At 63.8% G+C, this 18,493-nt stretch carries 16 protein-coding genes; 12 read left to right on the top strand and 4 right to left on the bottom strand.

The features are described from left to right. Position 1: 1 nt before the first annotated feature. Positions 2-2,698 carry a [protein-PII] uridylyltransferase gene (locus tag DL1_RS07820; RefSeq protein WP_038064850.1) on the bottom strand — a complete coding sequence of 899 codons (2,697 nt, stop codon included), beginning with the start codon at positions 2,696-2,698 and terminating at the stop codon, positions 2-4. Between the two features lie 135 nt (positions 2,699-2,833). Beyond that, positions 2,834-4,015: a penicillin-binding protein activator gene (locus DL1_RS07815; RefSeq protein WP_038064590.1), complete on the bottom strand. Its 1,182-nt coding sequence runs from the start codon at positions 4,013-4,015 to the stop codon at positions 2,834-2,836. A gap of 98 nt (positions 4,016-4,113) precedes the next feature. Between DL1_RS07815 and rsmI the strand changes: the two genes are divergently transcribed. The 4 genes from rsmI to DL1_RS07795 all read left to right on the top strand — a co-directional run bounded on the left by rsmI (position 4,114) and on the right by DL1_RS07795 (position 7,294). Beyond that, entirely contained in the window at positions 4,114-5,028 is a 915-nt protein-coding gene (gene rsmI, locus DL1_RS07810; RefSeq protein ID WP_081856284.1) for a 16S rRNA (cytidine(1402)-2'-O)-methyltransferase, read from the top strand. After that, positions 5,025-5,390 carry a YraN family protein gene (locus DL1_RS07805; protein ID WP_038064588.1) on the top strand — a complete coding sequence of 122 codons (366 nt, stop codon included), beginning with the start codon at positions 5,025-5,027 and terminating at the stop codon, positions 5,388-5,390. The genes rsmI and DL1_RS07805 overlap by 4 nt, the downstream gene beginning before the upstream one ends. A 61-nt stretch (positions 5,391-5,451) precedes the next feature. Then, positions 5,452-6,393 carry a glutathione synthase gene (gene gshB / locus DL1_RS07800; protein WP_074854727.1) on the top strand — a complete coding sequence of 314 codons (942 nt, stop codon included), beginning with the start codon at positions 5,452-5,454 and terminating at the stop codon, positions 6,391-6,393. Position 6,394: 1 nt separating this feature from the next. After that, positions 6,395-7,294 (top strand): alpha/beta hydrolase, encoded by a 900-nt coding sequence (locus DL1_RS07795; RefSeq protein WP_038064586.1) that lies wholly within the window; start codon positions 6,395-6,397, stop codon positions 7,292-7,294. Here the strand turns inward: DL1_RS07795 and DL1_RS07790 are convergent. Continuing rightward, positions 7,284-8,795, bottom strand: a complete 1,512-nt coding sequence (locus tag DL1_RS07790; RefSeq protein ID WP_038064584.1) for a YifB family Mg chelatase-like AAA ATPase — start codon at positions 8,793-8,795, stop codon at positions 7,284-7,286. The two genes, DL1_RS07795 and DL1_RS07790, sit on opposite strands and share 11 nt — an antisense overlap. 472 nt (positions 8,796-9,267) lie before the next feature. Between DL1_RS07790 and DL1_RS07785 the strand changes: the two genes are divergently transcribed. From DL1_RS07785 to DL1_RS07750, 8 genes are all read left to right on the top strand, one after another. Then, positions 9,268-10,146: an RNA polymerase factor sigma-32 gene (locus DL1_RS07785; RefSeq protein WP_074854724.1), complete on the top strand. Its 879-nt coding sequence runs from the start codon at positions 9,268-9,270 to the stop codon at positions 10,144-10,146. After that, positions 10,143-10,982, top strand: coding sequence for a ChaN family lipoprotein (locus DL1_RS07780; protein WP_038064581.1), 840 nt, complete (start codon positions 10,143-10,145; stop codon positions 10,980-10,982). The genes DL1_RS07785 and DL1_RS07780 overlap by 4 nt, the downstream gene beginning before the upstream one ends. A gap of 68 nt (positions 10,983-11,050) precedes the next feature. After that, complete coding sequence (coaBC, locus tag DL1_RS07775; protein ID WP_038064578.1) at positions 11,051-12,259, top strand: bifunctional phosphopantothenoylcysteine decarboxylase/phosphopantothenate--cysteine ligase CoaBC; 1,209 nt, start codon at positions 11,051-11,053, stop codon at positions 12,257-12,259. Between the two features lie 88 nt (positions 12,260-12,347). Then, positions 12,348-12,794 (top strand): dUTP diphosphatase, encoded by a 447-nt coding sequence (gene dut / locus DL1_RS07770; RefSeq protein WP_081856283.1) that lies wholly within the window; start codon positions 12,348-12,350, stop codon positions 12,792-12,794. Positions 12,795-12,797: 3 nt separating this feature from the next. Further along, positions 12,798-13,859 (top strand): HesA/MoeB/ThiF family protein, encoded by a 1,062-nt coding sequence (locus DL1_RS07765; RefSeq protein ID WP_038064575.1) that lies wholly within the window; start codon positions 12,798-12,800, stop codon positions 13,857-13,859. A gap of 33 nt (positions 13,860-13,892) precedes the next feature. Then, on the top strand, positions 13,893-14,675 hold the full coding sequence (locus DL1_RS07760) for a transporter substrate-binding domain-containing protein (protein ID WP_038064572.1): 783 nt from the start codon (positions 13,893-13,895) through the stop codon (positions 14,673-14,675). 4 nt (positions 14,676-14,679) lie between these two features. Next, entirely contained in the window at positions 14,680-15,471 is a 792-nt protein-coding gene (locus tag DL1_RS07755; protein ID WP_038064570.1) for an amino acid ABC transporter permease, read from the top strand. 53 nt (positions 15,472-15,524) lie between these two features. After that, positions 15,525-17,549: a M3 family metallopeptidase gene (locus DL1_RS07750; RefSeq protein WP_038064569.1), complete on the top strand. Its 2,025-nt coding sequence runs from the start codon at positions 15,525-15,527 to the stop codon at positions 17,547-17,549. A gap of 54 nt (positions 17,550-17,603) precedes the next feature. Here the strand turns inward: DL1_RS07750 and DL1_RS07745 are convergent, their stop codons facing one another. Next, positions 17,604-18,488 (bottom strand): cation diffusion facilitator family transporter, encoded by an 885-nt coding sequence (locus tag DL1_RS07745; RefSeq protein ID WP_038064566.1) that lies wholly within the window; start codon positions 18,486-18,488, stop codon positions 17,604-17,606. Positions 18,489-18,493 lie beyond the last annotated feature (5 nt).

Here is an 18,493-nt window from a genome sequence, read left to right as displayed (position 1 = left end):
GTCAGTTGCCCGCTCGTTTCGCCCCCGAGGCAATCGCCTCGCGCAGCCGTTTTTCCAACGCTTTTTGGCGGCTTTCGGAATGCAGCTTCAGGCCGAACATGTCCTTGACGTAGAAACTGTCGACCACCTGCGCGCCGTAAGTCGCGATCACCGCACTTGAGATGGAAATACTGTTCGCCGTCAAGGCCCGCGTCAGATCATAGAGCAGGCCGGGGCGGTCGCGGGTATCGACTTCGATGATGGTGTAGATATCCGAGCCATCATTGTCGAAGATGATATGGGTCGGGAATTTGAACTCGCGTTCGCGCTTCTTGATCTTGTCGCGATCCTTGAGCGCGTCGCGGGCGACCACCTCGCCTTTGAGCGTTTTTTCGATCATCCCGCGCAGGCGCGAAAGTTTGCTGGCCTCGTAAGGGTGCCCCTCGGCATCCTGAATCCAGAACACCGCCGTGGCATAGCCATCCTTGGAGGTATAGGTGCGCGCGTCGACCACATTGGCACCCACCAGTGCCAGCGCGCCCGCGAGCCGCGAAAAGATGCCCGGATGATCGGCGAGCGCGAAGCTCGCGCGGGTGGCGTCGTGATCGTCATCGGGATGCAGATCGATGCGGATCTCATCGTCACCAAGACCGCGCAGCATTTTGGCGAAGATCTGATGGTTGGCAGTGGTGAGTGATTGCCAGTAGGGATCGTAATGGCGCGCGGTCTCGGCGCGGATCTCTTTGCTGTCCCAGCCCTCTGCCGCATCGAGCGCAACACGCAGCGCCTTTTTGGCCTCCGAGCTGCGCTGATCGCGGTTGATCGCCTCCAGCCCATGTTCGAGCGCCCGCCCGGTCTCGGAATGCAGCTTGCGCAGCAGCGTCGCTTTCCAGTTGTTCCACACATTGGGGCCAACCCCGCGAATGTCGCAGACCGTCAGCACCGTCAGCAGATCCAGCCGCTTGCGCGACTTCACCCGGCGTGCGAAATCGCGGATCGTGCGTGGGTCGGACAGGTCGCGTTTCTGCGCCACATCCGACATCAGCAGGTGATGGCGCACCAGCCATTCGACGGTCTCGGCCTCTTCGGCATTGAGCCCAAGGCGCGGCGCGATCTTGCGCGACAGCCGCGCGCCCAGAATGGAGTGATCCTCGGGGCGGCCCTTGCCGATATCATGCACCAGAAGCGCCACATAAAGCACTTTGCGGTTCACGCCCTCTTCGAGGATATGCGAGCTGAGTGGGAGGTCTTCGATCAGCTCGCCGCGTTCGATCTGCGCCAGCGTGGAGATCGTCTGGATCGTGTGCTCGTCCACGGTGTAGCTGTGATACATGTTGAACTGCATCATCGCGACGATGGATTCAAATTCCGGGATGAAGGCGGCCAGCACCCCCAGCTCGTTCATCCGGCGCAGCACGCGCTCGGGGTTGCCATGCTTGAGCAGCAGGTCGAGGAAGATCCGCTGCGCCTCACGGTCGGTGCGCACCTTGTCGTCGATCAGCCCAAGATTGGCCGAGACCAGCCGCATCGCGTCGGGGTGCAGCAGCATGCCGATGCGCAACGCCTCTTCGAAGATCCGCAGCAGATTGACCGGATCGGCGAGAAAGCCTGCCGGATCGCTCACGTCTAGCCGGCCATTCTGCTCGCGATAGGGGGCTTTGAGCTTGCGCCGCCGCCGGAAGATCCGCAGCAGCATCGGCGCGGTCTTGACGTGCTGCGCCTCAAGCTTGGTCAAGAAGATCCGTGTCACATCGCCCACAGCCGTGGCGTGGCGGAAGTAGTCCTGCATGAAGACCTCGACCGCGCGGCGCCCGGCCAGATCGCGATAGCCCATGCGGCTGGCGACCTCGACCTGCATGTCGAAGGTCAGCTGATCCGAGGCCCGTCCCGAGATCAGGTGCAGATGGCAGCGCACCGCCCAGAGATAATTCTCGGCCTCGTAGAAGGTCGCGTATTCTTCCTTCGAGAAGGCGCCGATTTCCATCAGTTCACGGGCGCGCCCGACATGGTGGATATATTTGCCGATCCAATAGAGCGTCTGCAGGTCGCGCAGCCCGCCCTTGCCCTCTTTTACATTCGGCTCAAGCACGTAGCGCTGGCCGCCTTGGCGGCGGTGGCGCTGCGCGCGTTCCTCGAGCTTGGCTTCGATGAATTCGCCCTCGGTGCCCTCGAACAGATCATGGCGCAGCCGCAGCGCGAGAGCCTCGGCCAGTTCGACCTCGCCGCCCACGCAACGATGCTCCAGAAGTGCCGTGCGGATCGTGATGTCCTCGCGGCCAAGCCGAATGCAGTCATCAAGCGTGCGCGAGGCATGCCCGACCTTCAGCTTCAGATCCCACAGCATGTAGAGCATGGATTCGATCACGCTCTCGGCCCAGGGCGTGATCTTGTAGGGCGTCAGAAACAGCAGATCGACATCGGAATGGGGCGCCATCTCCGCCCGGCCATAGCCGCCCACCGCAAGCACTGCGAAGCGCTCGGATTCGGTGCGTGTGCCCGCTTTGTGCAAAAGGCCTGTCGCCACATGCAGCACCGCTTGCACGATGCCATCTGTGGCCCGCGCATAGGCCTCTACCGTTGAGCGCGCGCCGCGCGGATGGGTCGCAAGATCGGCCTCGATCGCGGCATTGGCCGCTGCACGTTCGGCCGAGAGAAAGGCGACCGTAGCCGCTCGCACCCGGCGCGGATCGTCGAGCCCCTCGAGGGCCGCGTCGAGCATCTCATGCAGCCCGGTCTCGGCCAGAAGCAACGGGCCGGGTCCGATCTCGGATTTGGAAGGGGTCGCATGGCTCACGATGAAATTGCGTCCGCTGGGAGGAAGGAAAGGCGCATAAGGCGGGCCCGTGGGCCGGGATCAGAACCCGGCGCCACCGAAGCTGCGCGGAGCGGGATCGATGACCATCGCCTGACCGTTCTGGACCTGCGCGATGGCAAGCCCGCGCTCGTTGGTGCCATCGGGCAACAGGCGGAACACGCCGTTCACACCGACAAACCCCGAGGGCTGGGTGATCCCCTGACGGGTCAGAGCGTTCGGATTGCCCGATTTGATGAGCGCCCCAATAGCTGCAATCCCGTCATAGGCAAGCCCTGCGATCGGATGCGGAGCCTCGCCATAGGCGGCCTGATAGCGCTGCACGAACTGGGCTTGAAGATTAGGATCCGGCTCGGCAAACCAGCCGCCCTGAACGCCGGGCAGGGACAGTGTGGCGGGCGGGATGTCCCAGCGGGTCAATCCGATATATTGCGCGCTTTGCGGACCGACGCCGTTTTCGGACAGCAATTGCGTCAGCAGCGGCAACGCGCCTGCGGTATCCGCGGTCAGGAAGACCGCATCGACATCGCCCGCTTTGATGCGGCTTGCGATCTGCGGGGCGGCAGAGGTGACGCCTTGCTGCGAGAACGGATAGGAGCTCACCCCGGCCAGAGTGGCGCCGCTGCGTGCGATTGCGCTTTGGATCGCGGCGGATCCGACCTGACCTGCGGCGGTATCCTCATGTACGACCAGCATGCGCTGCTTGCCCCGGCTTGCGGCAAATTTCACAAGGCGATTGGCCGTGTTGGGGAAGGTCGGCCCGAGCACGAAGAGGTTGCCCCCCGCGATATCGGTGTTGTTCGAAAAGGCCAGCACGTTGATGTTGCGCGGCGCCACGGCGACGGCTGCGGCATTGGCGGATTGGGCATAGACCGGACCCAGAATGATCTTGGCGCCTTCGTCGACCGCTTTCTTGGCCATCGCGGCCGCCTGCGCTGGCTGGCCGCCGGTATTGTAGACGCGCAGATCGATTTTTGCGCCCTGCAGATCGCTCACGGCCATCTGGGCTGCGTTGCGCAACGCGCGCGCCAAGGTTTCATCTCCCGATTTTCCCGATCCCGCCGGGACCAGAAGCGCGACCTGAACGGGCTTGGAGGAATCGATTCTTTGGCCACTATTGGGCCCCATCGGCCCGGTTGCGACACAGGCTGCAAGCCAGAGCACGCTGAACAGAGCGACAAATTGTGCCGCGCGCCTGCGGATGATACGGATCAGGTCACTCATGATGGGTCCTTAGGCTCTATACGCAAGATTTGTTCGGGCCGGAGCCTAAGCGGATCGTCGCGCGAAGTAAACGATCCTCACGCTTCAAGGAGCACCGAATGGCACAAGAGTTCGAAACAGGTGACCGGCCCCCGAAAGGACCGACGGCAGATGCGCCCGGACGGCTTGTTCCCCTCGCGCCGGGACTGCATTTCATCGCAACCCCGATCGGCGCGGCCCGGGATATCACCTTGCGAGCGCTCGATATTCTGCGCTCGGCTGATCTTTTGGTGGCCGAGGACACGCGCAGCTTGCGTCACCTGATGGAGATTCACGGCGTGCCGCTCGAGGGGCGCCGCGTGCTGGCCTATCACGATCACAACGGCGCCCAGATGCGCCCGCGCGTCATGGCGGCGCTCCAAGAGGGAAAATCGGTGGCCTATGCCTCCGAGGCCGGAACACCACTTGTAGCCGATCCGGGCTTCCAGCTTGGCCGCGCGGCACTCGCCGAAGATCTGCCTGTCTTCTCCGCGCCGGGGCCGTCGGCTGTGCTGGCTGCGCTCACGGTCTCGGGATTGCCCAGCGATCGCTTTTTGTTTGCGGGCTTTGCTCCCAATGCCAGCATGGCACGCCAGAAATGGCTTGCAGGCCTGCGCGACATCCCCGCGACGCTGATCTTCTACGAAAGCCCCAAACGCATTCAGGGAATGTTAAGGGATTGTGTGAAAATATTAGGCGAGAGCCGAGAGGCGGCGCTGTGCCGGGAGCTGACAAAGAAATTCGAAGAGACACGGCGCGGGACATTGGGCTCGCTTGCAGATGGGCTCGAAGGAGCCTCGGTCAAAGGTGAGATCGTGTTACTCGTCGATCGGGCTCAGGGACCGGCTGCGGGTCCGGAGGAACTGGAGGCGATGTTGCGGCAGGCTTTGGCGCAGCAAAGCCTGAAAGATGCGGTATCAGAGGTGTCGAATGCCCTCGGTTTGCCGCGGCGGGACGTCTATCAGGCGGCCCTGGCATTGGAGAAGAGCCGATGAGTGGAGCACTGTCCTATTATTCCGGTCTGGCCGCTGAGGAACAGGTGGCTCGGCGTTACGAAGATGCCGGAGGGCAGATTTCGGCCCATCGCTGGCGCGGCCGCTTTGGCGGAGAGATCGACCTGATCGCGCGGGATGGCGATACGGTGATTTTTGTCGAGGTCAAGAAATCCCGCTCCCATGCGCGCGCAGCGGACCGGCTCTCACCGCGTCAGATGCAGCGTATTTGCGTATCAGCACAAGAATATCTGGCGCGCTTTCCTGCCCCTGCGAACTGCAACAGGAAGGTTCGCTTCGATCTGGCGCTTGTCGATGCGCAAGGTCAGATCCGCATCCTTGAGAACGCCTATTTCGGGATGTGAGTTGCGATTGCATCCGCGCGCGCCACATAGCATCAATAGCGTGATGCAATAGGGGGCGTGAATGTCTTTGAAAGTCGCAATTCAGATGGATCCGATCGGCGCGGTCGATATTGATGCCGATAGCACCTTTCGGATCGCGGAGGAGGCGCAGGCCCGCGGCCATGAGCTATTTTACTACACGCCAGACAGGTTGTCATATCGTGAAGGGCGTATTTTGGCACGCGGCTGGCCGTTGACGCTGCGCCGTGAGCGCGGCAATCATTTCACGTTGGGCGATGAGGTCGAGGTTGATCTTGCCGATTGGGACGTGGTGTGGCTGCGTCAGGATCCCCCCTTTGATATGGGCTATATCACTTCTACGCATCTGCTAGAGCGTCTTCAGCCGGGCACGCTGGTGGTCAATGATCCGTTCTGGGTCCGCAACTTCCCGGAAAAGCTGCTCGTTCTGTCCTTCCCGGAATTGACGCCGCCGACCTTGATTGCACGAGATCTGCGGACCATTCGCGACTTCAAGGCGGCGCATGGCGATATCATCCTCAAGCCGCTTTACGGCAATGGGGGGGCTGGCGTGTTCCGGCTGGACCCGAATGACCGCAACCTTTCTTCGCTTCACGAGCTGTTTACCGGCATCAATAACGAACCCCTGATCGCCCAAAAATTCCTGCCCGCGGTATCCAAGGGCGACAAGCGGATCATTCTGGTGGATGGCGAACCGGTTGGCGCGATCAACCGGGTTCCGGCCGAGGGGGAGACCCGGTCAAACATGCATGTGGGCGGGCGTCCGGAGAAAGTTGCCATGACCGAACGTGACCTTGAAATCTGCGCCGCGATCGGTCCGGTTTTGCGCGAGCACGGGCAGATTTTCGTCGGCATCGACGTGATCGGGGACTGGCTCACCGAGATCAACGTGACCTCGCCCACGGGCATTCAGGAACTTGAACGCTTTGACGGGGTTAACGTTGCAGCCCATATCTGGGAGGCGATCGAGGCGAAACGGAGCTGATGTGTCCCTACAGTTACGCATATTGAACCTGATCCTGCGGGCCGGTGCCAAGCGCAGGGTTGCCGCGACCACTGACCCGCTGCGCGTCCGCCGCGAGATGGCGCGCGGCACGAGCTGGGCGATTGTGCCGCCGCGCGGGCTGTGTCTGCTACATCGGCGTTGCGGAGGAATGCCTGCATTGTCCTTGCGGGTGGGGCAGGTGGCGCATGATGCGGTGGTCTTGTATTTGCACGGCGGCGGGTATGTGAGCGGCTCGCCCTTTATGTATCGTGGTCTGGCTGGGCGGCTGTCGCGCCTGTCCGGGCTGGAGGTGATTGTACCCGATTACAGGCTTGCGCCGGAACATCCGCTGCCGGCTGCCGTCGATGATGCGCAAGCGGCGTGGGATGATCTCGTCGCAAAAGGATATGCGCCGGATCGGATCATACTCGCGGGCGACAGTGCGGGCGGTGGGCTGGCGTTTTTGCTGCTGGCACGGCTCTGTGCGGCGGGCACGCCGCCGGCCGGGGTCATCGCCTTCTCGCCTTGGACGGATCTGAGCGGATCGGGCGAGTCCTATCGCGAGAATGTCGCGACAGACGTGATCCTGACGCCCGCTCGCATACGCAAATGCAGTGAAGATGCGCGCGGCGAGCTGGCCTCGGATGACCCAAGCGTCTCGCCGCTTTTCGCCAATTTCGAGGCGCCGCCGCCCGTGCTGATCCAGCATTCGATGGCAGAGCTGCTGAGCGACGATTCCCTAAGCATGGCTGAGCGGCTGCGCAGCTTTGGCTGCGATGTGTTGGTGCAAAGCTGGCCCGATACGCCGCATGTCTGGCAATTCTTCGACGGGCGCTTGCCAGAGGCGCGCGAGGCGTTGGAGGATGCGGCCCAGGCCGCGCGGCGCATGCTCAAGATGTGAGCGCCGTGATCCGATAGCTCAGCGCCTCGGCCACATGCGGGTGGCGCACGGCCTCATCGCCGTCGAGATCCGCGATCGTGCGGGCGACGCGCAGCACCCGGTGATAGGCGCGTGCCGATAGCCCGAACCGTTCCGCCATCTGTGACAGCAAGGCGCGGCCCTGCGCGTCGGGGGTTGCGATCTCTTCAAGCAGGCCCCCTTCGGCCTCGGCATTCACGCGCACCGATCCATGTGCGCTGAAGCGCGCGGACTGAACACTGCGCGCCTGTGCCACACGTTGCGCAATCGTCGCCGAGCTGTCGCCATTCGCAGGCAGATCGAGATCGGTATAGCTCACCGGCGGCACTTCGATGCGCAGATCGAAGCGGTCCATCAGCGGGCCAGAAATCTTGCCCAGATAGTCCTCACCACAGGCCGGAACCCGGGCGCAGGCCCGCGCCGGATCGCCCAGATAGCCGCATTTACACGGGTTGGCGGCAGCGATCAGCAGGAACCGGCAAGGGTAGCGCGTATGGGCATTGGCGCGCGCAACCACGACCTCACCGCTCTCGATGGGTTGGCGCAGGGTTTCAAGAACGGTGCGGGGGAACTCCGGGAACTCATCCATGAAGAGCACCCCGTTATGGGCAAGGCTCACCTCTCCGGGCTGCGCACCGCGCCCCCCGCCGATCATCGCCGCCATCGAGGCAGTGTGATGAGGCTCTCGGAACGGGCGGCTCCGCGAAATACCGCCCTCTCCGAGCAAGCCCGAAAGCGAATGGATCATCGAGGTTTCGAGCGCCTCGCTGGCGTTCAGCGGCGGCAGGATCGAGGGCAGGCGCGCCGCCAGCATCGATTTGCCCGAGCCCGGCGCACCGATCATCATCATGTGGTGGCGCCCGGCCGCGGCGATTTCAAGCGCGCGCTTGGCTCGCTCCTGTCCTTTGACATCGCGCATGTCGCGCGGGTTTTGCGGTGGCTTTTGCAGACCCGGGCGCGCGGGCTCGAGCGGGGTGCGCGCACTCAGATGGGCGACGGCGTCGGACAGGGTCGCGGGGGCAAAGACATCTGTCGCGCCGACCCAAGCAGCCTCGGCACCGCAGGCGGCGGGGCAGAGAAGATCGCGCTCCGCCTCGGCGGCGGCGAGGGCTGCGGGCAGCGCGCCTGTGACCGCGACCAGCCGCCCGTCGAGAGACAACTCGCCAATCGCCACGATTGCCTGTGCACGCTCAGGGGGGATGATCCCCAGCGCTGCGAGCAGCGAGAGCGCAATCGCGAGATCGAAATGGGAGCCCTCCTTGGGCATGTTCGCGGGCGAGAGATTGACCGTGATCTTCTGAAGCGGCATCGCGATTGCCAGCGCACCAAGTGCGGCGCGCACACGCTCGCGGGCCTCGGAGACCGCCTTGTCGGGAAGCCCCACGATGGCAAATCCGGGCAGTCCCTCAGACAGCGCACATTGGACTTCGACCGAACGGGCCTCCACGCCCTCAAACGCGACCGTATAGGTCTTGGCGACCATTTTTCTGTCCTTCGCTCAACCCGGGCAAGGCTAGAGCAAGGTTGGTTTACAAAAGGTTAAAGTCGGCATTTCACGACTCACGGCTATCCATGCCGCGCTGCCGCGAGGCCCAATGCTGCACGCGCGCACGAAGCCTTGGGCCGAAATGCACAGATGCGTGATAAATGGGCGCAATCTATGTTTCAACCCACGCGGAACCAGTCAAGAACCCGTGAGCACGCTTAGTATTTTTCGCGATCGAGATTTTGTGATGGAACGGCGTTAATGCTTTGATTTGGATCAAATTTTGACGAATTTTCTTGCGTCAAGTTGCCGCAATGCACAACCGGGCTGGCAGAAATCAACGTTTCCGTGAGGAACCTTTTCGTGGCACGAACATTAGCACAGCGAAGCAACCACGTCTCGTTGACGCTGTTGCGAGAGGCTGGAGCTACTTGGCGCCGCAACGGCAAAAGATCCGGGAGATGAGTAAATGGCACTCGATGGTATGACCGATGAGACGCTTCCCCGCACTGCGATGAAAGCGGAATTCCTGGACGCTGATACCGAGGCGGCACTGGCTCGGGCGTGGCGCGATCACCGGGACGAACAAGCCCTGCACCGCCTTGTGACGGCCTATATGCGCCTTGCAATCTCGATGGCCTCGAAGTTCCGCCGTTACGGCGCGCCGATGAACGATCTGATCCAAGAAGCCTCGCTCGGGTTGATGAAAGCTGCCGATAAGTTCGATCCGGAACGCGGCGTGCGCTTCTCGACCTACGCGGTTTGGTGGATCAAAGCTTCGATCCAGGAATTCGTGATGCGCAACTGGTCGATGGTGCGCACCGGGTCGACCTCCTCGCAAAAGGCGCTGTTTTTCAATATGCGCCGGGTTCAGGCCCAGTTGGCGCGGGAGGCTCAGCAAGAGGGCATCCACCTTGATGCGCTGCAGCTGCGCCTGAAAGTGGCCGAGGTGATCGGGGTGCCGATCCACGATGTCGAAATGATGGAAGGCCGTCTCTCGGGCTCTGATTTCTCGCTCAACGCAACGCAATCGAGCGATGAGGACGGGCGTGAATGGGTCGACACGCTGGAAGATGACGGCGCCAACCCCGAGGAAAGCGTCGCTGAAAGCCATGATGGGCTGACGATGAAGACGTGGCTCGTCGAGGCGATGGATCGATTGACCGACCGGGAGCGCTACATCGTCCGGGAGCGTCGACTGATCGAAGATCCGCGCACTTTGGAGAGCCTTGGCGAAGAGCTGGGCTTGTCGAAAGAGCGGATCCGCCAGCTTGAGGCTCAGGCTTTCGACAAGATGCGCAAGTCGCTTGAAACCCATCAGGGCGAGGTGCAAAGCTTCTTCGCATGAAGCAAGCGATTGCCGCGCTCTATGCGCTGACATTTGGAATGGCACTTGGCACGCCGCTGCTTGCCAGTGATCTGTCCGGTGAGATCAAACCTGTATCGCTCGACAGCCTGTCGGGCGATATTTTCGTGCTGGGGGAGGTGCATGACAACCCGACCCACCACCGCAATCAGGCCCGCGCGCTACGGGCGATTGCGCCAAAGGCGGTTGTGTTCGAGATGCTGAGCCCCGAACAGGCCGCGCGCATCACGCCAGATTTGTTGCAAGACCCCGCCGCTTTGGGCCGTGCGGTCGGTTGGGAAGAGGCCGGATGGCCCGATATCGCGCTTTATGCGCCGGTGTTCGACGCGATCGGGGAGGCGCGCATCTTTGGCGCGACCCAGCCCCGCGCGCAGGTTCGTGCGGCCATGACCACGCCTTTGCCGGACGTGTTCGGTCCACAGGCGGCGCGCTACGGTCTTGATCGTGCCTATCCAGACGCTCTGCAACGCCAGCTTGAGGATCAGGCGCAGGTGGATCACTGCAACGCGTTGCCGCCTGAGATGCTGCCCGGCATGGTTGCAGCCCAGCGGTTTCGCGATGCCGCCTTCGCGCGCAGCGTTCAGCAGGCCTATGAGGAAACCGGCGGGCCGGTCGCGCTGATCGCCGGGAGCGGGCACGCGCGCACCGATCTTGGCGTGCCAGCCATTTTGCGCCAGCTTGACCCGACGGCCCGGATCGTCGCGCTGGGTCAGATCGAGCGTGCGGCGGGCGCGTCCCCCTCGAACCCTCCGCCCTATGATATCTGGATCGTGACGCCCCCCACGCCGCGCCCCGATCCCTGTGCTGCGTTCAAGTAATCCTTTGATCCTTGCGCGCGCCAGCGCCGCCGCTTAGGTCTTGAGTCCAATCCAATGAGGAGAGCCAGATGCTCGCGGGCAAACGCATCCTTCTGATCATCGGCGGCGGTATTGCGGCCTTTAAGACGCCCGAGCTGATCCGGTCGCTGCGCGGGGCGGGGGCGGCTGTCACTCCCGTGCTGACACAGGCGGGCGCGCAATTCGTGACGCCCTTGACGATCTCTTCGCTGGCGGGCGAGGTCGTGCATGGCGATCTGTTCGATCTGACCCATGAGGCCGAGATCGGGCATATCCAGCTGAGCCGCGCCGCCGATCTGGTGGTTGTCGTGCCTGCAACGGCGGATCTGATGGCCAAGATGGCGCAGGGGCTGGCCAATGATCTGGCCTCCACCTTACTCCTTGCGACCGACAAGCGCGTTCTGATCGCGCCTGCGATGAATGTGCGGATGTGGGAGCACGCGGCGACCCAGCGAAACATTGCCACGCTCAAGGCCGACGGGGTCCTGTTTGCCGGTCCCACCGATGGCGACATGGCCTGCGGCGAGTTCGGAGCGGGCCGCATGGTCGAGCCCGTGGATATTCTGCATGCCATTGACACTGCGCTCTCCGATGGGCCGCTGAAAGGCCGCCATGTGATCGTGACCTCCGGCCCGACCCATGAGCCGATTGATCCGGTGCGCTACATCGCCAACCGTTCCTCGGGGGCGCAGGGCACGGCGCTGGCGGCGGCCTTGCGCGATCTGGGCGCGCAGGTGAGCTTTGTCTCCGGTCCGGCCAGCGTGCCGCCGCCCGAAGGGGTGCGGGTGATCCCGGTCGAGACCGCGCGCGAGATGCGCGACGCGGTGCGCGCGGCGCTGCCCGCCGATGCCGCTGTCTTTGCAGCAGCCGTGGCCGACTGGCATGTCGAGAATGCCGCGGATCGCAAGATGAAGAAGGACGCAACCGGCACACCGCCCGCGCTGCGCTTTGCCGAGAACCCCGATATTCTGGCCGAGGTCTCGCAGATGGGTGCGGGACGGCCCGGGCTGGTCGTGGGCTTTGCCGCGGAGACCCATGATGTCGCGCGCTTTGCCAGTGAAAAGCGCCTGCGCAAGGGCTGTGACTGGATCGTGGCCAATGATGTGAGCCCGGGCACCGGCATCATGGGCGGGTCCGAAAATGCGGTGACGGTGATCGACGCTGCAGGTGCTGAGAGCTGGGAGCGCGCGAGCAAGGACGCCGTCGCGCGGCGTCTGGCCGCGCGGATCGCGGCCCATCTGAACGCGACACCGAACTGACCGAGATGCGGCGCGCATGGCCCCGCGATGGCGGCCCCTGCGCCACATGACACAGGAGACGAACGTGACCACACCGATCATACGGGCCATGCGCGAGGACTGGGCCGATCCTGAAATCGCGCTGCCAAGCTATGAGACCTCTGGCGCGGCGGGGGCCGATCTGCGGGCCAATCTGCGCCCCGAGGACCGCGCGGCGGGTCTGACGCTGGCGCCGATGCAGCGCGCGATCATTCCGACCGGGCTGCGCATCGAGATCCCCGAAGGCTTTGAGATGCAGATCCGCCCGCGCTCGGGGCTCGCGCTCAAGCACGGGATCAGCCTGCCCAATACGCCCGGCACGATCGATGCCGATTATCGCGGTCCGCTGGGGGTCTTGCTGATCAATCTTGGCGATGCGCCTTTCGTGATCGAGCATGGCGCGCGGATCGCGCAGGCGGTTATCGCGCCCGTGGTGCAGGCCCGTTACACGCTGGCCGAGACGCTGGGCGAGACCGTGCGCGGGCAGGCGGGCTTTGGCTCCACCGGGACGCACTGAGCCATGCTCGGGCTGACCCTCCTCGCAGCACTCGCAGTTCTGGGCTGGGTGATGAAAGCCTCGGCGCGCGCGATCTGGGTCATGCTGGCGGTGATCTGGCTGGCACTCGTGTTGGCCCATCTGCCGCTGCCGGGCTTTGCGCCGCTGGGCCGCGTGCTGGGCGGCTCGCTTGCCGGCTGGCTGTGGCTTGGGGCCGTGAGCGCGCTCGTGTTGGGCTATCGCCGGATGCTGCGCGCGATCCGCGCCCGCGTGCCAGAGCCGGACACAACCGCAGCTCCCACCCGTTCCGATCAGTTCTCGGGCGCAGAGCTCGACCGCTATTCGCGCCATATCATGCTGCGCGAGATCGGCGGGCCGGGGCAAAAGCGGCTCCGTCAGGCCAAGGTTCTGGTGATTGGCGCGGGGGGGCTTGGCGCGCCGGTTCTGCTCTATCTGGCGGCAGCCGGGGTGGGGCGGATCGGCGTGATCGACGACGACACGGTGTCGAATTCGAACCTCCAGCGGCAGGTGATCCACCGCGATGCCGATATCGGCGCGCCCAAGGTGGCGTCCGCGCGCGCCGCACTAGAGGCGCTCAACCCGCATATCGAGATCCTGACCTATGAGCGCAGGCTGAGCGCAGAAGACGCGCCCGAGCTGATCGCGCAATTCGATCTCGTGATCGACGGGAGCGACAATTTCGAGACCCGCTATCTGGTGAATGCCGCCTGCGTCGCAAGCGCGACCCCGCTGATCTCGGGCGCGATCACGCAATGGGAAGGGCAGCTCTCGCTCTATGATCCGGCGCGCGGGGCGCCTTGCTATGCGTGTCTGTTTCCGCAAGCCCCGGCGCCCGGTCTGGCACCCAGCTGTGCTGAGGCGGGCGTGGTTGGCGCGCTGCCCGGCGTGATCGGCGCGATGATGGCCACCGAGGCGATCAAGGAGATCACCGGCGCGGGGCAAACGGCACGTGGGCGTCTGATGATCCATGACGCGCTGTGGGGCGAAAGCCGCCAGATCAAGATCAAGCGCGATCCAAACTGCCCGGTTTGCGCGGCGCTGGACACCCGTGCGGACCCGGCCTAGCTTTTAGCGCAGATTTAACCCGGAGCCCTGCCTATGATCCGCATCCTGCTTGCCGCCCTTTTGACATTGACCGCCCTACCCGCCTTGGCCGGGGACCTGCCCGATCTGAAGGGCCGCGAAGTGGTCGTCGTATCCGAAAACACCTATCCGCCGCTGCAATTCATCGACAAGGACGGCAAGGCGGTTGGCTGGGAATATGACGCGATGAACGAGATCGGCAAGCGCCTCGACATGAAGGTCAAATATCAAAGCTCAAGCTGGGACGCGATGATCCCCGGGGTCTCGACCGGGCAATATGATATCGGCATGGACGGGATCACGATCCGCGACGACCGCAAACAGGCGGTGGATTTCTCCGTGCCCTATATGCGCTCAGAGATGCGTATGCTTGTGCGCGCCGATGAAAACCGCTTTGACGACGCCAAGAGCTTTGCGGCCAATGACAAGCTGCTGATGGCCGCGCAACCCGGCACGACGCCCTTCTATGTCGGGGTCTATGACGTGCTTGATGGCAATGAGGCCAATCCCCGGATCAAGATGTTCGAGACCTTCGGCGCCGGGCTTCAGGCGCTTGAGGCGGGCGATGTCGACACGGTGCTGACCGACTCGACGGCGGCCAAGGGGCTGGTTGCGGCCTCGGATGGCAAGCTCAAGCAGGTGGGCGAGCCGCTGGGCTCGGAGGATTTCGGCTTCATCTTCCCCAAGGGCTCGGATCTGGTCGCCCCCGTGAATGCGGCGATTGCCTCGATGAAAGCAGACGGCACGCTTGAGGCGCTGAACAGGAAGTGGTTCCTCGACTACAAAATGGGGAACTGAGCCCCTGCCGCCCGCCAAGACCCGCAAAGATTTCCCATGGTGGCTCGTCGTTCTGAGTGCGGCGGGCCTCTATCTCGTCTGGCAACTTGGCAGTGATCCGATCTATCGCGCGATCTTTTCGACGGTGTCCCGGGGCATTGCGATCACGCTGTTTGTCACCATCGTGGCCTTTGCTGGGGCGATGGCGGTGGGGCTGCTGCTTGCGTTGGGCGCGCGGTCTCGGCGCATGGTGCTGCGTCAGGCCGCGCGGCTTTACATCGAGGTGATGCGCGGCGTGCCGATCATCGTGCTGCTGCTCTACGTGGCCTTTGCGCTGGTGCCGATGCTGGTGGCGGGCTGGAATGCGCTGGGGCTGCCCGAGGTCTCGACGCGCGATGTCTCGCTCTTGTGGCGGGCGATCTTCGCCCTGGTGCTGGCCTATTCCGCCTTCATCGCCGAGGTGTTTCGCGCAGGGCTGGCCTCGGTCGACAAGGGGCAGATCGAGGCGGCCGAGGCCTTGGGGCTCTCGCCATGGCAGCGCTTTCGGCTGATCGTCTTTCCGCAGGCCTTCCGCACGATCCTGCCACCTCTGGGCAATGACTTCGTGGCGATGGTCAAGGACAGCTCGCTTGTGTCGGTGCTGGGCGTGGCCGACATCACCCAGCTTGGCAAGGTCGCGGCCTCGGGGAATTTTCGCTATTTCGAGACCTATAACGTGGTCGCGCTAATCTATCTGGCGATGACGATCACGCTCTCTCTGGGGCTGCGCCGTCTTGAGGCGCGGTTGCGCATGAAAGGTCACTCCGAGACCGGTTGAGCACTGGTCCTTTGCCTCGGCGCGACCTAGCTTGAGGACAAAGGAGATTTGCCATGACCAACCCGCTGCTCGCCCACTGGACCGGACCCTACCAGCTTCCTCCCTTCGCGCAGATCACCGATGCGGATTTTGCGCCCGCTTTCGAGGCGGCGCTCACCGAGGCCCGCGCCAATATCGCGGCCATCGCGGAGGACAGTCAGGCACCGAGTTTCGCCAATACGATCGAGGCGATGGAGCAGGCCGAGCACGCGCTAGATCAGGTCGCGGGGGTGTTTTACAACCTCGCAGGTGCCGATGCGACGCCCGACCGCGAAGCGCTGATGCGCGATCTGGCGCCGCAACTGGCCGCGTTCTCGTCGGAGATCACGATGAACAAGGCGCTGTTTGAGCGGATCGACAGCCTGTGGCAGAGCCGCGAGACGTTGGAGCTGAGCGCAGAGCAAGCGCGGCTTCTCGAGATGTATTACCGGATGTTCACCCGCGCAGGCGCCGCACTTGAGGGAGCGCAGGCCCAGCGAATGAAGGCCATCAAAGAGCGTTTTGCCACGCTCACCACTCAATTCAGCCAGAACCTGCTGGCCGATGAGCGCGAGTGGTTCCGCCCCTTGGCGCCCGACGAATTGGAAGGTTTGCCCGACTTCGTGATCGACACCGCGCGGTCTGCGGGCGAGGAGCGCGGGCAGGACGGGCCGGTCCTGACGCTCTCGCGCTCGCTGATCGTGCCCTTCCTGCAATTCTCCTCCAATCGCGAGCTGCGCCGGATCGCCTATGAGGCCTGGACCGCGCGCGGCGCCAATGGCGGGGCGCATGACAATCGCGAGATTGCCGCCGAGATCTTGCAGCTGCGTGCAGAGCGCGCGGCCCTGCTGGGCTATGACAGCTTCGCGGCCTACAAGCTCGAACCCGAGATGGCCAAGACGCCGCAGGCTGTGCGCGATCTGCTGATGCGGGTCTGGGAGCCTGCCAAGGCCGCAGCCGAGGCCGATGCCGAAAAGCTCACCGAGATGCTCCATGAGGATGGTGTGAACGGGGCGCTGGAGCCGTGGGACTGGCGCTATTATTCCGAGAAACGCCGCGTGGCCGAGTTCGATTTCGACGAGGGGCAGGTGAAGCCTTACCTCTCGCTCGATGCGATGATCGGGGCGGCATTTGACACGGCGAACCGTCTGTTCGGGCTGGAGTTCAAACCGCTCGACGGACCGTTCTACCACGCAGATGTGCGGGGCTGGGAAGTCTCGCGCCGCGGCGAGGTTCTGGCGGTGTTTCTAGGCGATTACTTCGCGCGTGGCTCGAAACGCTCGGGCGCGTGGTGCTCGGCGATGCGCTCGCAGGCCAAGCTGGGCGGCAAGACCCTCCCGATCGTCCTCAACGTGTGCAACTTCGCCAAGGGCAACCCGGCGCTGCTGAGCCACGACGATGCGCGCACGCTGTTCCACGAATTTGGCCACGCCCTGCACCAGATGCTGTCGGATGTGACTTATCAGTTCCTCTCGGGCACGTCGGTGGCGCGGGACTTCGTGGAACTGCCGAGCCAGCTTTACGAGCACTGGCTCGATGTGCCGGAGGTGCTGGAGAAACACGCCCGCCACTATCAGACCGGCGCTGCGATGCCGCAGGCTCTGCGCGACAAGCTTGAAGCGGCGGCAACCTATGATCAGGGCTTCTCGACGGTGGAATATCTGGGCTCGGCACTGGTTGATCTCGATTTCCACGCAGGGGCTAAGGCGCCCGCCGATCCGATGGCGCGACAGGCCGAAGTGCTGGCCGGGATCGGTATGCCGCACGCGATCCGCATGCGCCACGCGACCCCGCATTTCGGCCATGTCTTCTCGGGCGACGGATATTCGTCGGGCTATTACAGCTACATGTGGTCCGAGGTGATGGATGCCGATGCGTTCGAGGCCTTTGAAGAGACCGGGGACGCGTTCGATCCGGTGATGGCGGCCAAACTGGAAAGCGCGATCCTATCTCGGGGCAATTCGCGCCCGCCTGAGGAGCTTTACACCGAGTTTCGCGGTCGGATGCCGGGGGTCGAGCCGCTTCTCAAGGGGCGCGGCTTGCTGGATCCGGCGGCCTGACGGGCGGGTCTGAGACGCAGGGCGGGGCGCTATGTCCCGCCCGCGTTCGCCAATTTAACCGCGCCAGACATCCTTGTGGATGATGACATCGGCTTGCGGGACGGCCTCAAGGATCGCACGCTTGAGCGCCGCGCCGATCTCATGGGCCTCCTCAAGCGTCTGATCGCCGTCCAACTCGATATGCAGATTGACGAAGATCTGCGCGCCTGCGGTGCGCGTCTTGAGGTCGTGAAAGCCGCGCACGCCCGGCCAATGGCGCGTGATCTCCGCGATCTGTTCAATCACCGGGTCTGGGGCTGCCCGGTCCATCAGCGCGTTCCACGCCCCAAGGCCGATCCGCGCCGCACCCATCAGCATGAGCGCTGCCGCGATCAGCGCCACGATGCTGTCAATCTGCCCCCAGCCGAAGGTTCTCGAGAGCCAGAGTGCCGCGATCGCCCCAAGCGTGGGCAGCAGATCGCCCACGTAATGCAGCCGGTCGGCGGCCACGACCTTATTGCCGGTGGCCCGCGCGACCCGTCCCTGCCACCAGATCAGAGCGCCGGTCACACAGGCCGAGATCACCATCACCACGATCCCCGCGCTTTGTGCGCGCAGGACATGGGCGCCGGGCTCGATCAGGCGCATGATCGCGCTGATCGCGATGATCAGCGCCGAGGCGAGGATGACCACCGATTGTCCGAGTGCGGCCAAGTCTTCGGCAGAGCTATGCCCGAAGGCGTGATCGTCATCGGCGGGTTTTGCCGCATAAAGGATCGCCGCCAACCCGCCTGCCGAAATGATCAGATCGACTGCGCTATCGGCCAGTGAGGCTGCGACCGAGAGCGCCTCTGTCTGCCACAGCGCCCACGCCTTGAGCGCGACAAGCAGCGCCGCCGTGCCCACAGAGGCCAGCCCCGCCGAGAGATTCATCTTGCTGTCGGGTGCGCTATAGGCCATGCGAC

This window comes from Thioclava dalianensis (assembly GCF_000715505.1).
GTDB classification, from domain to species: Bacteria; Pseudomonadota; Alphaproteobacteria; order Rhodobacterales; family Rhodobacteraceae; genus Thioclava; species Thioclava dalianensis.
Note: the sequence above shows the minus strand (reverse complement) of the source record. Positions and strands in the feature narration are given on the sequence as shown.